The 17,824-nt window shown below is 69.3% G+C and carries 16 protein-coding genes; 9 read left to right on the top strand and 7 right to left on the bottom strand.

Annotated features, from left to right (window positions below):
* Nucleotides 1-31: 31 nt before the first annotated feature.
* Nucleotides 32-688: a TetR/AcrR family transcriptional regulator gene (locus Q9R08_RS10640; protein ID WP_308867981.1), complete on the bottom strand. Its 657-nt coding sequence runs from the start codon at nucleotides 686-688 to the stop codon at nucleotides 32-34.
* Nucleotides 689-775: 87 nt separating this feature from the next.
* On the opposite strand from Q9R08_RS10640, the gene Q9R08_RS10635 reads away from it, so the two are divergent.
* Nucleotides 776-2,251 (top strand): MFS transporter, encoded by a 1,476-nt coding sequence (locus Q9R08_RS10635; RefSeq protein ID WP_308867980.1) that lies wholly within the window; start codon nucleotides 776-778, stop codon nucleotides 2,249-2,251.
* Between the two features lie 130 nt (nucleotides 2,252-2,381).
* Here the strand turns inward: Q9R08_RS10635 and Q9R08_RS10630 are convergent, their stop codons facing one another.
* The gene (locus Q9R08_RS10630) at nucleotides 2,382-3,005 is read right to left on the bottom strand and encodes a TMEM175 family protein (protein WP_308867979.1); all 624 of its coding nucleotides are present in this window, start codon (nucleotides 3,003-3,005) and stop codon (nucleotides 2,382-2,384) included.
* A gap of 178 nt (nucleotides 3,006-3,183) precedes the next feature.
* Between Q9R08_RS10630 and Q9R08_RS10625 the strand changes: the two genes are divergently transcribed.
* Nucleotides 3,184-4,290: an FAD-dependent oxidoreductase gene (locus Q9R08_RS10625; RefSeq protein WP_308867978.1), complete on the top strand. Its 1,107-nt coding sequence runs from the start codon at nucleotides 3,184-3,186 to the stop codon at nucleotides 4,288-4,290.
* 299 nt (nucleotides 4,291-4,589) lie between these two features.
* Here the strand turns inward: Q9R08_RS10625 and Q9R08_RS10620 are convergent, their stop codons facing one another.
* A complete protein-coding gene (locus Q9R08_RS10620; RefSeq protein ID WP_308867977.1) occupies nucleotides 4,590-5,459 on the bottom strand; it encodes an endonuclease domain-containing protein in 870 nt (289 codons plus the stop codon).
* 253 nt (nucleotides 5,460-5,712) lie between these two features.
* Nucleotides 5,713-7,215, bottom strand: coding sequence for an IMP dehydrogenase (gene guaB, locus Q9R08_RS10615; RefSeq protein ID WP_308867976.1), 1,503 nt, complete (start codon nucleotides 7,213-7,215; stop codon nucleotides 5,713-5,715).
* A 360-nt stretch (nucleotides 7,216-7,575) separates the two neighbouring features.
* On the opposite strand from guaB, the gene Q9R08_RS10610 reads away from it, so the two are divergent.
* The 4 genes from Q9R08_RS10610 to Q9R08_RS10595 are packed head-to-tail and all read left to right on the top strand — an operon-like array spanning nucleotide 7,576 to nucleotide 11,551.
* Nucleotides 7,576-8,823 (top strand): branched-chain amino acid ABC transporter permease, encoded by a 1,248-nt coding sequence (locus Q9R08_RS10610; RefSeq protein WP_418001342.1) that lies wholly within the window; start codon nucleotides 7,576-7,578, stop codon nucleotides 8,821-8,823.
* A gap of 10 nt (nucleotides 8,824-8,833) precedes the next feature.
* Nucleotides 8,834-9,814 carry a branched-chain amino acid ABC transporter permease gene (locus tag Q9R08_RS10605; protein WP_308867974.1) on the top strand — a complete coding sequence of 327 codons (981 nt, stop codon included), beginning with the start codon at nucleotides 8,834-8,836 and terminating at the stop codon, nucleotides 9,812-9,814.
* Entirely contained in the window at nucleotides 9,804-10,814 is a 1,011-nt protein-coding gene (locus Q9R08_RS10600) for an ABC transporter ATP-binding protein (RefSeq protein ID WP_308867973.1), read from the top strand. The genes Q9R08_RS10605 and Q9R08_RS10600 overlap by 11 nt, the downstream gene beginning before the upstream one ends.
* Nucleotides 10,811-11,551: an ABC transporter ATP-binding protein gene (locus tag Q9R08_RS10595; protein WP_308867972.1), complete on the top strand. Its 741-nt coding sequence runs from the start codon at nucleotides 10,811-10,813 to the stop codon at nucleotides 11,549-11,551. Before Q9R08_RS10600 ends, Q9R08_RS10595 begins: the two co-directional genes overlap by 4 nt.
* A gap of 173 nt (nucleotides 11,552-11,724) precedes the next feature.
* Here Q9R08_RS10595 and Q9R08_RS10590 read toward each other — a convergent pair whose 3' ends face one another.
* Nucleotides 11,725-13,002 carry an ABC transporter substrate-binding protein gene (locus tag Q9R08_RS10590; RefSeq protein ID WP_308867971.1) on the bottom strand — a complete coding sequence of 426 codons (1,278 nt, stop codon included), beginning with the start codon at nucleotides 13,000-13,002 and terminating at the stop codon, nucleotides 11,725-11,727.
* 311 nt (nucleotides 13,003-13,313) lie between these two features.
* Between Q9R08_RS10590 and Q9R08_RS10585 the strand changes: the two genes are divergently transcribed.
* The 3 genes from Q9R08_RS10585 (at nucleotide 13,314) to Q9R08_RS10575 (ending at nucleotide 16,271) form a co-directional block, all read left to right on the top strand.
* Entirely contained in the window at nucleotides 13,314-13,523 is a 210-nt protein-coding gene (locus Q9R08_RS10585) for a heavy-metal-associated domain-containing protein (RefSeq protein WP_308867970.1), read from the top strand.
* Nucleotides 13,523-15,853 (top strand): heavy metal translocating P-type ATPase, encoded by a 2,331-nt coding sequence (locus Q9R08_RS10580; RefSeq protein WP_308867969.1) that lies wholly within the window; start codon nucleotides 13,523-13,525, stop codon nucleotides 15,851-15,853. The genes Q9R08_RS10585 and Q9R08_RS10580 overlap by 1 nt, the downstream gene beginning before the upstream one ends.
* Before the next feature lie 73 nt (nucleotides 15,854-15,926).
* The gene (locus Q9R08_RS10575) at nucleotides 15,927-16,271 is read left to right on the top strand and encodes a metal-sensitive transcriptional regulator (RefSeq protein WP_308867968.1); all 345 of its coding nucleotides are present in this window, start codon (nucleotides 15,927-15,929) and stop codon (nucleotides 16,269-16,271) included.
* 2 nt (nucleotides 16,272-16,273) lie between these two features.
* Here Q9R08_RS10575 and rarD read toward each other — a convergent pair whose 3' ends face one another.
* Nucleotides 16,274-17,212, bottom strand: coding sequence for an EamA family transporter RarD (gene rarD / locus Q9R08_RS10570; RefSeq protein ID WP_308868477.1), 939 nt, complete (start codon nucleotides 17,210-17,212; stop codon nucleotides 16,274-16,276).
* Between the two features lie 257 nt (nucleotides 17,213-17,469).
* Nucleotides 17,470-17,766: a co-chaperone GroES gene (gene groES / locus Q9R08_RS10565; protein WP_308867967.1), complete on the bottom strand. Its 297-nt coding sequence runs from the start codon at nucleotides 17,764-17,766 to the stop codon at nucleotides 17,470-17,472.
* Nucleotides 17,767-17,824: the final 58 nt, after the last annotated feature.

Raw genomic sequence — 17,824 nt, 5'->3', positions numbered from 1 at the left:
GGCGGCCAGATGCGGCATCCGTCCCCCGCTGTCACCAGCGTTCGTCGCCCCGGGGGAGGACATCGAGCACGTGCGGAAGCTCGCTGGGGAAGCAGGAGCGGAAGAGCTCGGTGATCTGCGGGTCCGATCCGTAGTCGTCGACGATGCGCAGCCCGATCATCGTGCTGATCAGCATGCCCTCGGCCATGAAGGCGCGGGCCTCGTCGGCGTCGATCCCCATCTCCTCGCGGAAGAACCGCCACACCGCCGCGAACCCGCGGCGCGCGGCTGCGCCGATCACCGGGTTGCTGCCCAGGAGGTACGCGTGCGCGAGGGTCTGGTGCAGACCCCGCACCTCGATGAGGTCGACGTAGGCCTGGCCGATGCGCTTGGCGGCCGTGAGGCCGTCGTCCTCTTCCGCGGCGAGCGCGGCCCGGAACGCCGCGAGCAGCCGCGTCAGGGCGTCCTCGATCGTCGCGAGGAAGAGGTTCTCCTTGGAGCCGAACAGCCGGACGACGTACGGCTGGCTGACGCCGGCGGCGCGGGCGACCTCATCGGTCGTCGCGCCCTCGTATCCGCGGGTGCCGAAGACGGCGAGCGCGGCCACCAGGATCTGCCGGCGCCGCTCGTCGGACGACAGGCGCTTGCCGGTCTCGGCCGGTTCGTCGAGGGCGGTGGCGCCGCTGCCGTCCCGCTGCACAGAAGTCATGCCACGAGGTTATCAGCGAATGACTTGACTTTGTAATCAGTCGATTACTACATTGTGGTAATCATTCGATTACAACCGGAGCTTCTCATGACCGACACCTCCCTCGCCCCGCGCACGCGGCGACCTCGCCCGTTCGCGCTCGTGGTGGCCGCGGCATCCCTTCCGATGTTCATGGCCACGCTCGACAACCTCGTCATGACCAACGCCCTGCCCGTCCTGCACAGCGAGATGGGGGCGAGCGTCGAAGAGCTGCAGTGGTTCGTGAACGCGTACACGCTCGCGTTCGCCGGTGCGATCCTCATCGCCTCGGCACTCGGCGACCGCTTCGGCCGCCGCACGCTGTTCGCCATCGGCATCGCCGTCTTCGGCGCAGGCTCGGTGCTGGCCGCGCTCAGCACCGACCCCGGCCAGCTCATCGCCGCCCGCGCCGTGCAGGGCCTCGGGGCGGCGGGCGTGATGCCGCTGTCGCTGGCGCTCCTGAGCGGTGCTGTCCCGCCATCCCGACGGCCGCTCGCCATCGGGATCTGGGGCGGCGTCTCAGGCCTCGGCGTGGCCGTCGGTCCCCTTGTCGGAGGCGCGATCATGGAGGGCTGGAACTGGCAGGCGATCTTCTGGATCAATGTGCCCGTCGCCCTCATCGCGATTCCGCTCGCACTGGTCGTGCTCAACAACGACTTCGGCGCGCGCGCCCGCATCGACGTTCCCGGAGCCCTGCTCGCAGCGGCGGGCGTGCTGGCGCTCGTCCACGCGATCGTGCGCGGAAACGACGACGGCTGGGACTCGCCCGGCGTCATCGTCGAGATCGTCGCCGGCGCACTCCTGATCGCCGCGTTCCTGGTGTGGCAGATGCGGGCCAAGGCGCCGCTGATGCCGCTGCGGCTGTTCCGCGACCGCTCATTCTCGATCACGAACATCGTCGGCTTCGCGTTCAGCTTCGGCACCTTCGGCTCGGTGTTCATCCTCATCCAGTACCTGCAGCTCGTGCAGGGCTCCACCCCGCTCGAGGCCGCGGTGCAGACCACGCCGTGGACGCTCGCGCCGATGATCGTGGCGCCGATCGCCGGCATCCTCGCCCCCCGCGTCGGCACCCGGGTGCTGCTGGTGCTCGGCCTCGCCCTTCAGGGCGTCGCACTCACCTGGATCGCAGCGATCATGTCGACCGACCTCGACTACCCGGCGCTCATCGTCCCGTTCGTGATGGCAGGCGTCGGCATGGCGCTCGTGTTCGCCCCGTCGGCGACCGCCCTGCTCGCCACGCTCGGGCTCGTCGACCACGCGAAGGCGTCCGGCGTGAACTCCACCGTCCGCGAACTGGGCGTCGCACTCGGCACCGCCGTCATGACCGCCATCTTCGTGAGCGCCGGCGGCGAGCTCATGCCCGATCTCTACGTCGACGCGGCGCGTCCGGCGGTGTTCACGGGCGCGGCAGTGCTGTTCGCCGCGACCGTCGTGGCGCTGTGGCTCCCGTCCGGCAGGGCGACGGATGCCGTCACCGCCGGCACCGCGGACGATGGCGCCGCCGAGACCGACGCGGACGTGCTCGAGCCGGCCGTCGCTCGCTGAAGCCACGTGCCCGTCCACGTCGTGTGCTCTCGCCGAAACCACATGCTCCGCGCGTCGCAGACATGTGCACTCGGCGAGAGCACACGATCTCGTCTCCGGCGGGGCACCCCGGCCGACGGCATCCGCCCGCTCAGGCGCCCTTGCCGCGCAGCGCGCGCGTGAAGACGCCGTCGAACAGGAACAGCACGAACGCGATCGACCCGATCCACGGCGACAGGATGACCACGACGCCGCTGATCAGCAGGGCGCTGAGTGAGCCGCGACCATACGCGGCGGCATCCGCGGCACTCATGTCGGGCAGCATGGTCTCGCGATGGCGGACCGCCCACTGCCACTGCACCCAGCTGAACAGGATGGCGAGGAAGAACGTCACCGGCATCGCGAGCCGGCCCGCGTAGTACTCCTGGTACTCCGTCATCAGGCCGGTGGCGAACGGCACCAGCACGATGAACAGCAGCCGCGCGTTGTTGAGCCACATCATCATCGCGTCCACCCGGGCGATGTGCTCGAACTGCTGCACATGCACCATCCACAGGATGCACAGCAGCACGAAGCTGAGCACGAAGTTGATGAACAGCTCGTACATGCCGCCGAACGCCGCCCACATGCTCGCGTCGGAGTCCACCTTGCCGAACGTGTGCGTCGTCAGGTCGAGCACCAGAAGTGTCGCCGCGATCGCGAACACGCCGTCGGTGAACGCCTCGAGGCGCGTGGTGCGCTGTGTCGCCGCAGGATGCTGGCGCTGCCTGATCATGGCGCCAGGGTAGCGACACACGGCCGCCCATGCGGGGATCGCCGGACGTCATACTCCGACTCCCTGCCGGGCCTCCCCGTGCGCTGCGCGAGGATGGAGGACGGATGCCGCTGCCCGCGCCTGCGACCCGCTCCGCGTGGGGCCGCCGGCCGGGCCCGAGACCCGTGGAGGACCGCCCGTGACCGAGCACGTTCCGTATGTCGTCGTCGGCGCGGGCGCCATGGGGCTCGCGACGACCTGGCAGCTCGCCCGACGCGGTCACCGGGTGCTCGCCCTCGAGCGGTTCGCGCGCGGCCACTCGCACGGGGCGTCGCACGGCGCGACCCGCAACTTCAACAACGCCTACACCGCTGCGCACTACCTGGACCTCCTGGCCCTCGCACGCGCCGAGTGGGACGAGCTCTCGCGCACGACCGGAGAGCCGCTGCTGCGGCTGCACGGGCTGCTCACCCACGGCGACGATGCGGTGGTCGCGCAGGTGCACGACGCATTGGTCGCACGCGGCGAGCGCGCCGAGGTGCTCGGGGCGGTGGAGGCCGCGCGCCGCTGGAGCGGGATGCGGTTCGGCGGCGACGTGCTGTTCACCCCGGACGCGGGCGTGGTGCGGGCCGCGGCGGCCCTCGATGCCCTCGAGGTCGGCGCGCGACGCCACGGCGCCGACGTCCGTTACGGCCAGCGCGTCGTCGCCCTCGAAGAGCGCGGCGACGGCGTCTCGCTCACGATCGACGACGGCGAGCGCCGCTACGACGTCGTGGCCGACACGGCGGTGGTCACGTCGGGCGCCTGGACCCCCGGCATCCTGCCCCCGTCGTTCCCGCTCCCCCGGCTGACGGTGACCGAAGAGAGCCCGGCGCACTTCTCCCCGGTCTCACCCGACGCCCGGTGGCCGTCGTTCAACCATCTCGTGGCTCGCGGGACCTACCCGGGTCCGACGTACGGCATGCCGACGCCGGGCGAGGGCGTGAAGGTGGGCTTCCACCACGTCGGACCGGTCGTCGACCCCGACCACCGGACCTTCCGACCGGTGCCCGAGCTCGCAGCGGCGCTGCACGACTACGTCGCCGAGTGGTTCCCCGGGCTCGAGCCGGATTCGGCCGAGCCGATCAGCTGCACGTACACGTCGACGGATTCCGAGGACTTCGTGCTCGATCGCCGCGGCCGCATCGTCGTCGGAGCCGGCTTCTCCGGCCACGGGTTCAAGTTCACCCCGGCGGTCGGCTCGGTGCTCGCCGACCTCGCGACCGACGACACCGCCCGAGCCGCCGAGGCGTTCTGGATCCGCTGACCCTGCGCCGCGGGGTGTCCCGGCGACGGGCAGCCTGCTGGTCGGCGACGGCAGCCGGTGTGTCACGCTCGCAGAATCGCGCGAGCTTCGCAGGATCGGGGGCGGATGCTGCGAAATCGACGCGATGCTGCGAATCCTGTGAACCCGAGTCGCCGGGCTCTTCTCCATGCCGTGCGCGTGTCCGGCGCGAGCCGGCCCGCCCACGAACGTCGCAGAATCGCGCCAACCTCGCAGGATCCGGGGGCGGATGCTGCGAGATCGACGCGATGCTGCGAATCCTGTGAGCCGAGACCTGCCCGTCAACCCGCGCAGTGAAGTCCAGCGCCCACGGCCCTCCGAACGGTGCGCTCCACGAAGGGCCATTCGTGCACGATCTGCGCGTAGCTGAAACGCAGCACCGTATAGCCGCGCAGCCGCAGCTCGGCGTCGTGGGCGATGTCCTTCGCGCGCTGCGCGCTCGAGGAGTGGAATTCGTACCCGTCGATCTGGACGACGAGGCGGTCTCCGACGAGCACGTCGACGAGGTGCCCGGCGATGTTGACCTGCTGCCGCACCCGCAGACCCCACCGTCGCAGGGGCGTCACCATGAGCGTCTCGAGACCGGAGTCGGACAGGCCGGTGACCGCGTGAGCGAGCTCGCGTGCGACACGCGACGTCCAGCGGATCGCGCGGAGGGTCTCCGGAGCGATGCGCTCTGTGCGGGCCGCCGATTCCCAGAGCACGAGCGCGGTGTCGCGGTCGAGGCACGCCGCGATATGGAGCAATGCGTCCTCGACCGTTCCGATGAGTGAGCGCCCGGCCGGCACGAGGGGTTTCGTCCAATGCGTCACGCCGTTCCAGGCATTGTCGAGTCCCGTGGGCGCAGACCCCGGCCGGAGATGGAGGTGCAGCTGGGTGCCGACGACCTCTGGCATCCACCACCCCCGACGTCGTGCGAGCGAGGTGCAGCTGATCCGACCGCCGGCAAGCGCCGCGGTGCGGAGGTCTCGCGGGCCGTCAGGGAGGGCGAGCCACACGCGACGAACGAGCTCGGCATGGCCTTCCCGCACGAAGGTGCGGATGAGCGCGATCCCGAATCCGGAGCGCAGGGCCTCATCCCTGTGGGCGATCTCGCCCTGCGCGATGAGCCATTCCCGCAGTTGCTCGAGGGTCCTTTTCGTCACTGCCATCGCGCCAGCGTGCTGAGCTGACGGGTTCGCCAGATGCACGCGGGGCGCGAATGTGGACAGCCTGGGTACGCGCCGCACTGTGGAGGACTCGCATCCGGCACAGGCTTCGCAGACCTGTGTGAAGCTCGCAGGGAAGCGGCCAGACTCTGCGAACTTGACGCGGGTCTGCGAACTCTGGAGGAACGAAGCGGATGCCGCCACCCTCGCTCGCGCGTAGGGTGCGGCATCCGCTCGCGGGGCCTGACGGGGAGGGCTACTTCTTGTAGTTGGGCGCCTCGACGACGATCTGGACGTCGTGCGGGTGCGATTCCTTGAGACCGGCGGCGGTGATGCGCACGAACTTGCCCTTGGCCTTGAGCTCGTCGATCGTGCGGGCGCCGACGTAGAACATCGACTGGCGCAGGCCGCCGACGAGCTGGTACGCGACTGCCGAGACGGGGCCGCGGTACGCGACCTGTCCCTCGATGCCCTCGGGGATGAGCTTGTCGTCGCTCGGGACGTCGGCCTGGAAGTAGCGGTCCTTGGAGTAGGACGTCTTCTTGCCGCGCGTCTGCAGGGCGCCGAGCGAGCCCATGCCGCGGTACTGCTTGAACTGCTTGCCGCCCTGGAAGACGATCTCGCCCGGCGACTCGTCGGTGCCGGCGAGGAGCGAGCCGAGCATGACGGTGTCGGCACCCGCGACGAGCGCCTTGGCGATGTCGCCCGAGTACTGCAGGCCGCCGTCGGCGATCACGGGCACACCCGCTTCGCGAGCGGCCAGGTACGCCTCGTACACCGCGGTCACCTGCGGCACGCCGACACCCGCGACGACGCGGGTGGTGCAGATCGAGCCCGGTCCGACGCCGACCTTGACGGCGTCGACGCCCGCGTCGATGAGCGCCTGCGCGCCCTCGCGGGTCGCGACGTTGCCCCCGATGATGTCGATGTGGTCGAAGCTGGCATCGGCCTTGAGGCGGCGGACGATGTCGATGACTCCGGCCGACTGGCCGTTGGCCGTGTCCACGACGAGCACGTCGACGCCGGCGTCGCGGAGCGCCTCGGCGCGCTGCCACGCGTCGCCGAAGAAGCCGATCGCCGCGCCGACGCGGAGGCGGCCCTGCTCGTCCTTGGTCGCGAGGGGGTACTTCTCGCTCTTGTCGAAGTCCTTGATGGTGATGAGACCCGCCAGGGTGCCGTCCTCGTCGATGAGCGGCAGCTTCTCGACCCGGTGCTGGGCGAACAGGGCGATGACCTCACCCGCGCTGATGCCGACGCGGCCGGTGACCAGGCCCTCGGTCGTCATCACGTCGCGCACCTTGGTGGTCTGGCGCTCGAAGCCCGAGACGAAGCGCATGTCGCGGTTGGTCACGATGCCGACCAGGCGGTTGTCGTCGTCGATGACGGGCAGGCCCGAGATGCGGTACTGCGAGCAGAGGGAGTCGACCTCTTCGATCGTCGCGTCGGGAGTGGTCGTGATGGGGTCGGTGATCATCCCGGACTCGCTGCGCTTGACGCGGTCGACCATCGAGGCCTGGTCCTGGATGGAGAGGTTGCGGTGGATGATGCCGAGACCCCCTTCGCGGGCGATGGCGATCGCCATGCGCGACTCGGTCACGGTGTCCATCGCGCTCGAGATGAGCGGCGTGGCGACGGTGATGCGTCGCGTCACGCGGGACGACGTGTCGGCCTCACTGGGGATCACGTCGGTGTGGCCGGGCAGCAGCAGCACATCGTCGTAGGTCAGTCCGACGAAGCCGAAGGGGTCGTTGTGCTCCATGGGGTCTCCTCGCGCGGCGCGCGCGTGCTCTCGGGGGTGGACGGCGACGGCCGGTGCGCTCGTGACGCTCCGTACTCGATTCTAAGCGTCGGGCGGGGCCGTTTGTTCCCGCAGTAAACGGCACGCGCGGGCGCGCGACCCGGTGAGCCGTGCCCGGTTGCGATCGGGTCACTTATCCACATCGCACCGTATGCGAAACAGCGGCGACACATTACAGTCGTAGCGTCGTTCATCACGGCCGATGCGACCCGAGCTTCGGTGTCCGCGTGGTGCCGAACTGGAGGTTCTGTGGGTCCTACGACTGCTATCCCGAGACGCGTCCGAGCGCGTGTGGCAGCCGCTCTCTTCGCTCTGTTTCTCGTGGCACTGGGACTGTTCGCCACTGCGACGCCCGCTTCAGCCGCTGAAGACGATCCCTATCGGATCAGTGGCAACGTACAGCTCGATGGCGAGCCTCTGGAGGGCGTGACCCTCACCGTCGACGGCCCCGGCGGCCTCCAAGAGGTGGAGACCGACGAGAACGGCCAATGGCGGGTGGGCGTCCCCGAGCGGGGCGAGACCTACGTCGTGACGCTCGACGAAGACACCCTCCCCGAGGGCATCGCCGTCGTCGACCCCGAAGACGACACCCCGAACGTCAAAGAGGTCGAGGTGGGGCAGGGCGGGCGCGTGAGCGTCAACTTCTTCATCGGCGAAGGCGAGCGCAACGTCACGAGCTTCTTCGACCAGCTCGTCCAGCGCATCATCCAAGGCCTCAGCTTCGGCCTGATGCTGGCCCTCGCCGCGATCGGCCTCTCGCTGGTGTTCGGCACCACCGGCATCTCGAACTTCGCCCACGGCGAGATGGTGACCTTCGGCGCCATCGCCGCCTTCATGCTCGTCGGACCAGCGAGCCTCGCACTGCCGTGGTGGCTCGGCTATCCGGTCGCGGTGGTGCTCAGCGCGCTCTTCGGGCTCTTCCTCGACGTCATCCTGTGGCGGCCGCTGCGCCGGCGCCGGGTCGGCGTCGTGCAGCTGATGATCGTCAGCATCGGCCTCTCGCTCGCGCTGCGCTACACCTTCCAGCTGTTCATCGGCGGTGGCACGCTCCAGCTCCCGGGCTCGTCGGAGTCCAAGATCTCGCTGTTCGGCTCCGTCCAGTTGAGCGTCATCGACATGGTGTCGCTGGCGATCTCGATCGTGGTGATCGTCGCGTTCGCGCTGTGGCTCACGCGTTCGCGCACCGGCAAGGCGACGCGTGCGATCTCCGACAACGCCTCGCTGGCTGCGGCATCGGGCATCGACGTCGACGCCGTCGTGCGCGTCGTATGGGTCGTCGCGGGTGCGCTGGCCGGCCTCGCCGGCATCCTGTACGCCTACTACCGACCCGGCATCAAGTGGGACATGGGCGCGCAGATCCTGCTGCTCATGTTCGCCGCGGTCGTGCTCGGCGGACTCGGCACCGCCTACGGCGCCCTCGTCGGTGCGCTGATCGTCGGAATCCTGGTGGAGGTGTCGAGCCTGTGGATCCCGGCCGACCTCAAGTACGCCAGCGCTTTGTTCATCCTCATCGTCATCCTGCTCTTCCGACCACAGGGGATCCTGGGCCGACGCGAGCGGATTGGTTAGGGACACACTCATGGACTGGTTGCAGATACTCTCCAACACCCTCTCGTCGATCCTCAGCCCGGCGACGATGGGCTACGCCCTGGCGGCTCTCGGACTCGCCGTGCACTTCGGTTACTCCGGCCTGATCAACATGGGCATCGCGGGCTTCATGGCCATGGGCGCCTACGGCTACGCGATCTCGATCCTGTCGTTCGGCCTTCCCTGGTGGGCGGGTGCCCTGATCGGGCTCGGGGCGGCCGCGATCTTCGCGCTGATCCTCGGCATCCCGACCCTTCGCCTTCGCGGCGACTACCTCGCGATCGTGACGATCGCCGCGGCCGAGGTGCTGCGACTGATGTTCCTCACGACGGCGTTCGACGACGTGACCGGCTCGGCGGACGGGCTCAGCGGCTACCACACCAGCTTCCGGGCCTCGAACCCCATCCCGCAGGGCGAGTACGGTTTCGGGCCCTGGGTCTACAACGAGACCGGGTGGTGGGTGCGCATCATGGGCATCATCACGATCGGCATCGCGGTGCTCGTCGTGTGGATGCTGATGCGCAGCCCGTGGGGACGCACGCTCAAGGGCATCCGCGAGGACGAGGACGCCGTGCGCTCGCTCGGCAAGAACGTCTTCTCGTACAAGATGCAGGCCCTCGTGCTCGGCGGTGTCCTCGCGGCCGCGGGCGGGATCGTCTACGCCCTGCCCTCCGCGGTCAGCCCGGGCGTCTACGTGACGTCGCTGACCTTCTTCGTCTGGACGGCGCTCCTCCTCGGTGGAGCCGCGACCGTGTTCGGTCCGCTGCTGGGCTCGCTGATCTTCTGGGCGCTCCAGACATTCCTCTCGAATGTCCTGCCGGCGATGGCCGAAGCCGGCTGGCTGTTCGGTCTGTCGCAGATCCAGGCGGGCACGCTGCGCTTCATCCTCGTCGGCGTCGCGCTCATGCTGCTCGTGATCTTCATGCCTCAGGGACTCCTGGGCAACAAGAAGGAGCTGACCTTTGTCAAGTGAAAGCGCCCCGGTCACCGGCGCCGCGCCGGTCGCCCGGCCGAAGACCACCGGGCTCCATGTCGGCGAAGCGGTCCCCGGCGTTCCGAAGGTGGACCCGATCATCATCGCCGACGACGTGCGCCGATCGTTCGGCGGCGTGAACGCGGTCGACGTCGCGCACCTCGAGATCCCGCGCAACGCGATCACGGCCCTGATCGGGCCCAACGGCGCCGGCAAGACGACGCTGTTCAACCTGCTCACCGGCTTCGATCGCCCGGATCAGGGCACCTGGACCTTCGACGGCAAGTCGCTGTCGGGCGTGCCCGCCTACAAGGTGGCCCGCATGGGACTGGTCCGCACGTTCCAGCTCACCAAGGCCCTGGGCCTGTTGACGGTGATGGAGAACATGAAGCTCGGCGCGAAGAACCAGCGCGGCGAGAAATTCTGGGGCAGCCTGATCCCCGCCCTCTGGCGCTCGCAGGATGCCGAGTTCGAAGACCGCGCGATGGTGCTGCTCGAGAAGTTCAAGCTCGACGCGAAGGCGGACGACTTCGCAGCCAGCCTGTCGGGCGGACAGCGCAAGCTGCTCGAGATGGCACGGTCGCTCATGACCGAGCCGACGCTCGTCATGCTCGACGAGCCGATGGCAGGCGTCAACCCCGCCCTCACGCAGTCGCTGCTCGACCACATCCTCGATCTCAAGGATCTCGGCATGACCGTCCTGTTCGTCGAGCACGACATGCACATGGTGCGCCACATCGCCGACTGGGTCATCGTCATGGCCGAGGGAAAGATCGTCGCCGAGGGCGACCCCACGACGGTCATGAACAACCCCGCGGTGATCGACGCCTACCTCGGCGCCCACCAGGAGCTGGATCTGGGCGTCGTGACCGGCCGCATCGATGTCGTCGAGGCCGATCCGACGACGGACGCCTCCGCGTCCGCCGCGGCCGACGCGGCCGCACTCGTCGACCAGGGCGTGGCGGAGGAAGAAGTACAAGAAGAGGAGGACGGCAGATGACCGCTCCCATCGCGACGGGCACACCCGTCGTCGTCGTCGACGATGTCCACGCCGGCTACCTGCCCGGGGTGAACATCCTCAACGGCTGCAGCCTCGTCGCTCACGAGGGCGAGCTGATCGGCATCATCGGCCCGAACGGCGCCGGCAAGTCGACGCTGCTGAAGGCGATCTTCGGGCAGGTGAACGTGCGCAGCGGCTCGATCACCCTCGAGGGCGACGACATCACCGGCCTTCGCGCCAACAAGCTGGTCGCACGCGGCGTCGGCTTCATCCCGCAGAACAACAACGTGTTCCCGAGCCTCACCATCGAAGAGAACCTGCAGATGGGGCTCTACCAGCGCCCGAGCGCCTACAAGGAGCGACTGGAGTTCGTCACCGGGATCTTCTCCGAGCTCGGCAAGCGCCTCAAGCAGCGCGCGGGATCGCTCTCGGGCGGGGAGCGCCAGATGGTGGCGATGAGCCGCGCGCTCATGATGGATCCCAAGGTGCTGCTGCTCGACGAGCCGTCGGCCGGCCTCTCCCCCGTCCGCCAGGACGAGGCGTTCATCCGCGTCTCCGAGATCAACAAGGCCGGCGTCACCTGCATCATGGTCGAGCAGAACGCACGGCGCTGCCTGCAGATCTGCGACCGCGGCTACGTGCTCGACCAGGGTCGCGACGCGTACACCGGGTCCGGCCGCGAGCTGCTGAACGACCCCAAGGTCACCGAGCTGTACCTGGGCACACTGGGCAAGTAGCTCCCCACACCTCTCACGACGGGGGACGGATGCCGCGGCATCCGTCCCCCGTTCTGTATGTGTGTGCCGTCCCGTCGGCTCCGCGCGGCTCGTCCGCCGTCCGCCCACGCAGCGCCCGCAACGCCGAACGGCCCCGGGTCCGAGGACCCGGGGCCGTTCGCGTCAGGAGACGATCAGCCTTCGTAGGCCGCGTAGGTGTTGTCGTCGCCGAACTGGTAGATGCCGATCGACGCCTCGGTCGGGTCGCCGACCTCGTCGAACGTGATCGGGCCCGAGATGCCGTCGTAGTCGGCCGTGCCGCCACCGACGATGATCTCGGCGCACTCGGCGTACGTGGTGCACTTCTCACCGTCGCCCGAACCGCCCGACACCTCGATGAGCTTCTCGGCCATCGCGGTTCCGTCGGTCGAGCCTGCGGCGAGCGCCGCCAGCGCGAGCAGGATCGTCGCGTCGTACGACTCGGCTGCGTAGGTGAACTCCGTCAGCGGCTCGTTGCCCTCATCGGTGTTGAAGGTCTGGAGCGCGTCGGTGAAGTCCGTGATCGTGTCGAGCGACAGACCGGGGAACGTGCCCTTCGCACCCGTCAGCGAACCCGCCGGGAACTGGTCGCCGAAGTTGGCCAGGTTGCCGTCGACGAAGTAGAGGTTCTCGGCGGGGTACTGACCGAACAGGCTCGGGAGGATCGTCTTGACCTCTTCGAACGTGATCAGGGCGATCGCGTCCGGGTCGGCCGCGAGGACCTCGGAGATCTGCGCGTCGAAGCTCGTGTCACCCGTGTTGTAGGTGGGAGCTGCGACGACCTCGCCGCCGGCGGCCTCGAACGCCTCGGTGACGTACTTGGCGAGGCCGGTGCCGTAGGAGTCGTTCAGCACGATCATGCCGAGCGTCTGGTGGCCGTCCTCGGCGATCAGGTTGCCGAGCACCTCGCCCTGGAGGACGTCCGACGGCGCGGTGCGGAAGTACAGACCGTTGTCGTCGTAGGTCGTGAACGCGTCGGACGTGTTCGCCGGCGAGAACTGGATGACGCCGGCACCGGTGACCTGGTCGATGAACTGCAGCGACGTGCTCGACGACGCGGCGCCGATGATGGCCGAGACGTCCTCGCCGAGCAGACGCGGGATCTCGGTCTCGTACGCCTTGTTGTCGGTGTCGCCCGAGTCGCCGAAGACGACGTCGAGGTCGAGCCCGGTGTCGGCGGTCGCCTCGTTGATCTGCGACATGGCGTACGCCACGCCGGCCTCCTCGGGCGGGCCGAGGAATGCCAGGTTGCCGGTCTGCGGCAGAGCCGTGCCGACCTTGAGGCTGAGCTCGTCGACGGGCCCCGCACTCTCAGTGGGTTCGTCACCGCCGGTGCCGCCGCCGGAGCATCCGGCGAGGACGAGGGCGCTGGCGCCGATGAGCGCGATGCCACCGAGGACGGTGGACGTGCGCGAGCGGGTGAAGACGCTCATGTTGCTCCTTGCTGTGTGATGGCAAACGGGAACGGCTCGGGCGCCGACCCAGTGCACTAAACCTAATCGCCGTCGGGCTCGTGCAATGTTGCCTTTCGTTAACGATCTGTAACAGCTTGAAATCCGTGATCGGCGCGCAATTCCGCAGCTCCAGCACGCGCCTCTCCTGTGGACGGATCGGGCCGGTGTCCGCCTCGCCGGGCGGCGTCCGCCAGATCCCATCCGATCGGGCCTGCATACCCCTCGCCGGTATACACTGGTCCACGAGGTACCCCTCAGGGGTATGCCACCCTACGACGCGAGGAGAAGACATGGTTCAGGCCGAGTACAAGGTGACGGGAATGAGTTGCGGGCACTGCGAGGCCTCCGTGCGAGGCGAGGTGTCCAAGCTCGCGGGCGTCGAAGACGTTCGGGTGAGCGCCGCGTCCGGCACCCTCACGATCGTCGCCTCGACGGAACTGGCCGACGACGCCGTCATCGCAGCCGTCGACGAGGCCGGCTACAGCGCGGTCCGCGCCTGATGGCCGCGGCCTCGACTCCCGCCCGGGTCGAACTCGAGATCGGCGGGATGACGTGCGCGTCGTGCGCCGCGCGGATCGAGAAGCGGCTCAACCGGCTGGACGGGGTCGAGGCATCCGTCAACTACGCCACGGAGAAGGCGTCGGTGAGCGTTCCGGCGGGACTGGGCCTGCAGGCGCTCATCGACGAGGTCGTGAAGACCGGCTACACCGCTGCCCTTCCGGCCCCGCCTGCCGCCGAGGCCGCCACCGACGCGGCGGATCCCGAGCTCACCAGCCTGCGCCATCGGCTCATCGGGTCGATCGTGCTGACGACACCCGTCATCCTGCTCGCGATGATCCCGGCGCTGCAGTTCACGTACTGGCAGTGGGCATCGCTGGCTCTCGCCGCGCCGGTCGTGGTGTGGGGCGCCTGGCCGTTCCACCGGGCTGCGTGGATCAACCTCCGCCACGGCGCCGCCACGATGGACACGCTCATCTCACTGGGCGTCTCGGCCGCATTCCTGTGGTCGCTCTACGCCCTGTTCCTGGGCCACGCAGGCATGCCCGGCATGACCCACGCGTTCGAGTGGTCGGTGACCCCGAGCGACGGGGCCGGCGACATCTACCTCGAAGTGGCGGCCGGGGTCACCACGTTCGTGCTCGCGGGCCGGTACTTCGAGCAGCGGTCCAAGCGCCGCGCCGGCGCCGCGCTGCGCGCGCTCCTGGAGATCGGCGCCAAGGACGTGGCGGTGCTGCGGCCGACGGGTGACGAGGTCCGTGTGCCCATCGCCGACCTGCTCGTCGGCGACGAGTTCGTCGTGCGGCCCGGCGAGAAGATCGCGACCGACGGCGTCGTGGCCTCGGGCACGTCGGCGGTCGATGCCTCGATGGTGACGGGCGAGTCCGTGCCCGTCGAGGTCGCCCCGGGTGACGGGGTCGTCGGCGCAACCGTCAACGTCGGCGGGCACCTCGTGGTGCGCGCGACCCGCGTGGGCGACGACACCCAGCTGGCCCAGATGGCACGACTCGTCGAGGAAGCGCAGTCGGGCAAGGCGCAGGTGCAGCGGCTCGCGGACCGGATCTCGGGCATCTTCGTGCCCATCGTCCTGCTGATCGCCCTGGCCACGCTCGTGGGGTGGCTGCTCACCGGCGCCTCCGCGTCGATGGCGTTCACCGCGGCCGTCGCGGTGCTGATCATCGCGTGCCCCTGCGCGCTCGGCCTCGCCACTCCGACTGCGCTGCTCGTCGGCACCGGCCGCGGCGCGCAGCTCGGCATCCTGATCAAGGGTCCGGAAGTACTCGAGTCGACGCGCACCATCGACACGGTGGTGCTCGACAAGACCGGCACCGTCACCACCGGCCGCATGACCCTCATCGACGTCGTGCTCCCCGGCGGCGACGCCGTGACGGCGGCTGCCGCAGCCGGCGCCCGTGCCGAGCTGCTGCGTCTCGCGGGAGCCCTCGAGCACGCCTCCGAGCACCCCATCGCGCAGGCGATCGCACGCGGCGCCGACGACGAGACCGGACCGCTCCCCTCGGCCGAGTCGTTCCAGAATGTTCCGGGCAAGGGCGTATCGGGCATCGTCGAGGGGCACGCCGTGATCGTCGGGCGCGAGTCGCTGCTCTCCGACTGGGCGCTGGCGGTCCCTGCGAAGCTCGCCGCCGCGAAGGCGTCGGCCGAAGCGCGGGGGCGCACCGCGGTGCTGGCCGCGTGGGACGGCGAGGTGCGAGGGCTCTTCATCGTCGCCGACCAGGTGAAGCCCACCAGCGCCGAGGCGGTGGCCCAGCTGCGGGCGCTCGGGCTCACGCCGGTGCTGCTCACCGGCGACAACGCCGCCGCGGCACGCGCGATCGCCGACGAGGTGGGCATCGAACGGGTGATCGCCGAGGTGCTGCCAGAGGACAAGGTCGCCGTCATCTCGGAGCTGCAGTCCGAGGGGCGCGTCGTCGCCATGGTCGGCGACGGCGTGAACGACGCCGCCGCTCTCGCGCAGGCCGACCTGGGCCTCGCGATGGGAACGGGGACGGATGCCGCCATCGAGGCATCCGACATCACGCTGGTGCGTGGCGACCTGCGCAGCGCGGCCGACGCGATCCGTCTGTCGCGGGCGACGCTCGGCACGATCAAGGTCAACCTGTTCTGGGCGTTCGCCTACAACGTGGCGGCTCTGCCGCTCGCGGCCCTCGGCCTGCTGAACCCTATGATCGCGGGAGCGGCCATGGCATTCTCGAGCGTGTTCGTGGTGGGCAACAGCCTGCGGCTTCGGCGGTTCCGCAGCCACTCCGGCGGCCGTCCCGACCCCTCGCGGACGAAGGCGCCGGCTGCAGCGGAGGCGATCCCGGCCTCCTAGCCGGGTTGCGACGACCCCCCGGCTCCCGCCCACATACATAGAGAACGCTGTTCACGACGAAGGACTCACAGACATGACGCTCGACACACACAGTGAGACGGCCCTCGACCACGCGGCTTCGCCGGAGGGCGACGCCTCGCACCACGGCTACATCACCGACAAGGACAAGTACCTCAATCGCATGAAGCGCATCGAGGGCCAGGCTCGCGGCATCCACAAGATGGTGGAGGACGAGAAGTACTGCATCGACATCCTGACGCAGATCAGCGCGCTGACCTCCGCGCTCGAAGCCGTCGCGGTCGGCCTGCTCGACGACCACCTGCGCCACTGCGTGGTGGATGCGGCACGCCTGGGCGGCGAGGCCGCTGACGCGAAGATCACCGAGGCGACGCAGGCCATCGCCCGACTGGTGCGCTGACCTCAGGCGCCGGCGCGCGAGCGCCGTGCGTGCAGCACCGAGTCGACGGTGAGCACCATCAGCGCCACCCACACGAGCGCGAAGCCGACCCAGCGCTCGAGGGGCATCGGCTCGCCGAGCACGAGCCAGCCGATCAGGAACTGCAGGATCGGCGCCACGAACTGCAGCAGCCCGATCGTGGTGAGCGACACGCGGCGGGCCCCCGAGGCGAAGAGCAGCAGCGGCACGGCGGTGATGACGCCGGTCAGGCTCAGCAGCACGGTGTGCTGCCATCCGCTCGACCCCATCGTGAGGCCCTCCGTCGCTCCCACGATCGCCAGTACGACGACCGCGATCGGCGTCAGCCACAGCGTCTCGAGGGTGAGCCCGCTCACGGCGTCGACCGACGGACCGACCTTCTTCTTCACCAGGCCGTAGACGCCGAACGACGCCGCGAGGGTGAGGGCGATCCACGGGAATGCGCCGTAGCCGACGACGATCACGGCCACCGCCGCTGCGGCGATGCCGATGGCGACCCACTGCGTCGGGCGCAGGCGCTCGTGCAGAACGAGAACGGCGAGCAGCACCGTCGCGATCGGATTGATGAAGTAGCCGAGGCTGGTCTCGATGACCTGGTCGCTCAGGGCGCCGTAGATGAAGACCTGCCAGTTGACGTAGATGAGCAAGCCGGCGATCACGGTGAGCCCCAGCACGCGGGGCTGCCGGAGGATCGCCGCCAGCCGGGGCCACGTCCGCGTCACCGTGAGCAGCAGCGCGCAGAACGCGAGCGACAGCAGGATGCGCCACGCCACGATCTCCCACGGGCCGGTCGGCGCCAGCAGCAGGAAGTAGAGCGGCAGGAAGCCCCAGAGCAGGTACGCGCTGAACGCGTATACGCCTCCGAGCGTGCGCTCGCGCGCCGCGGCGGCGGCATCCGCGACCCGACGGCTGCCCGTCGTCACACCGAGGTCGAGTGCGGTCGAGGGGTCGAGCCCGTCCACGGCGCCGCGTTCCGACGGGGAGGACTGCTCGCGACTCACCGAGTCAGCCTACGCCCGCCCTGCGCGGTGCCGGCCCGCTGCGCCGTGCCCGTGGCATCCGTTCTCTGCCGTCCGTGGCCGGATTCCTGCCACGCGGAGCCAGGCCGAAGTCCCCGCACATGACGAGAGGGCCGGATGCCGAAGCATCCGACCCTCTCGGTACGCGCAGTGCGCGGAACTCAGCGAACGACGACCGCCAGGACGTCGCGAGCCGACAGGACGAGGAGCTCGTCACCGCCGAACTTCACCTCGGTTCCGCCGTACTTGCTGTAGATCACGCGGTCGCCGACGGCGACGTCGAGCGGGATGCGGTTGCCGTTGTCATCGATACGACCAGGGCCCACCGCCACGACCTCGCCCTCCTGGGGCTTCTCCTTGGCGGTGTCGGGGATGACCAGACCGCTGGACGTGGTCTGCTCGGCCTCGACCTGCTTGATGACGATGCGGTCCTCGAGCGGCTTGATGGAAACCGACACGGTCTACCTCTTCTTTCTTGAGACTAAGACTCGTTAGCACTCTGACGTTGAGAGTGCT

This window comes from Microbacterium psychrotolerans, assembly GCF_031085295.1.
Lineage (GTDB): Bacteria > Actinomycetota > Actinomycetes > Actinomycetales > Microbacteriaceae > Microbacterium > Microbacterium psychrotolerans.
The sequence above is the reverse complement of the archived record's forward strand: the minus strand, read 5'-3'. Positions and strand labels throughout refer to the sequence as shown.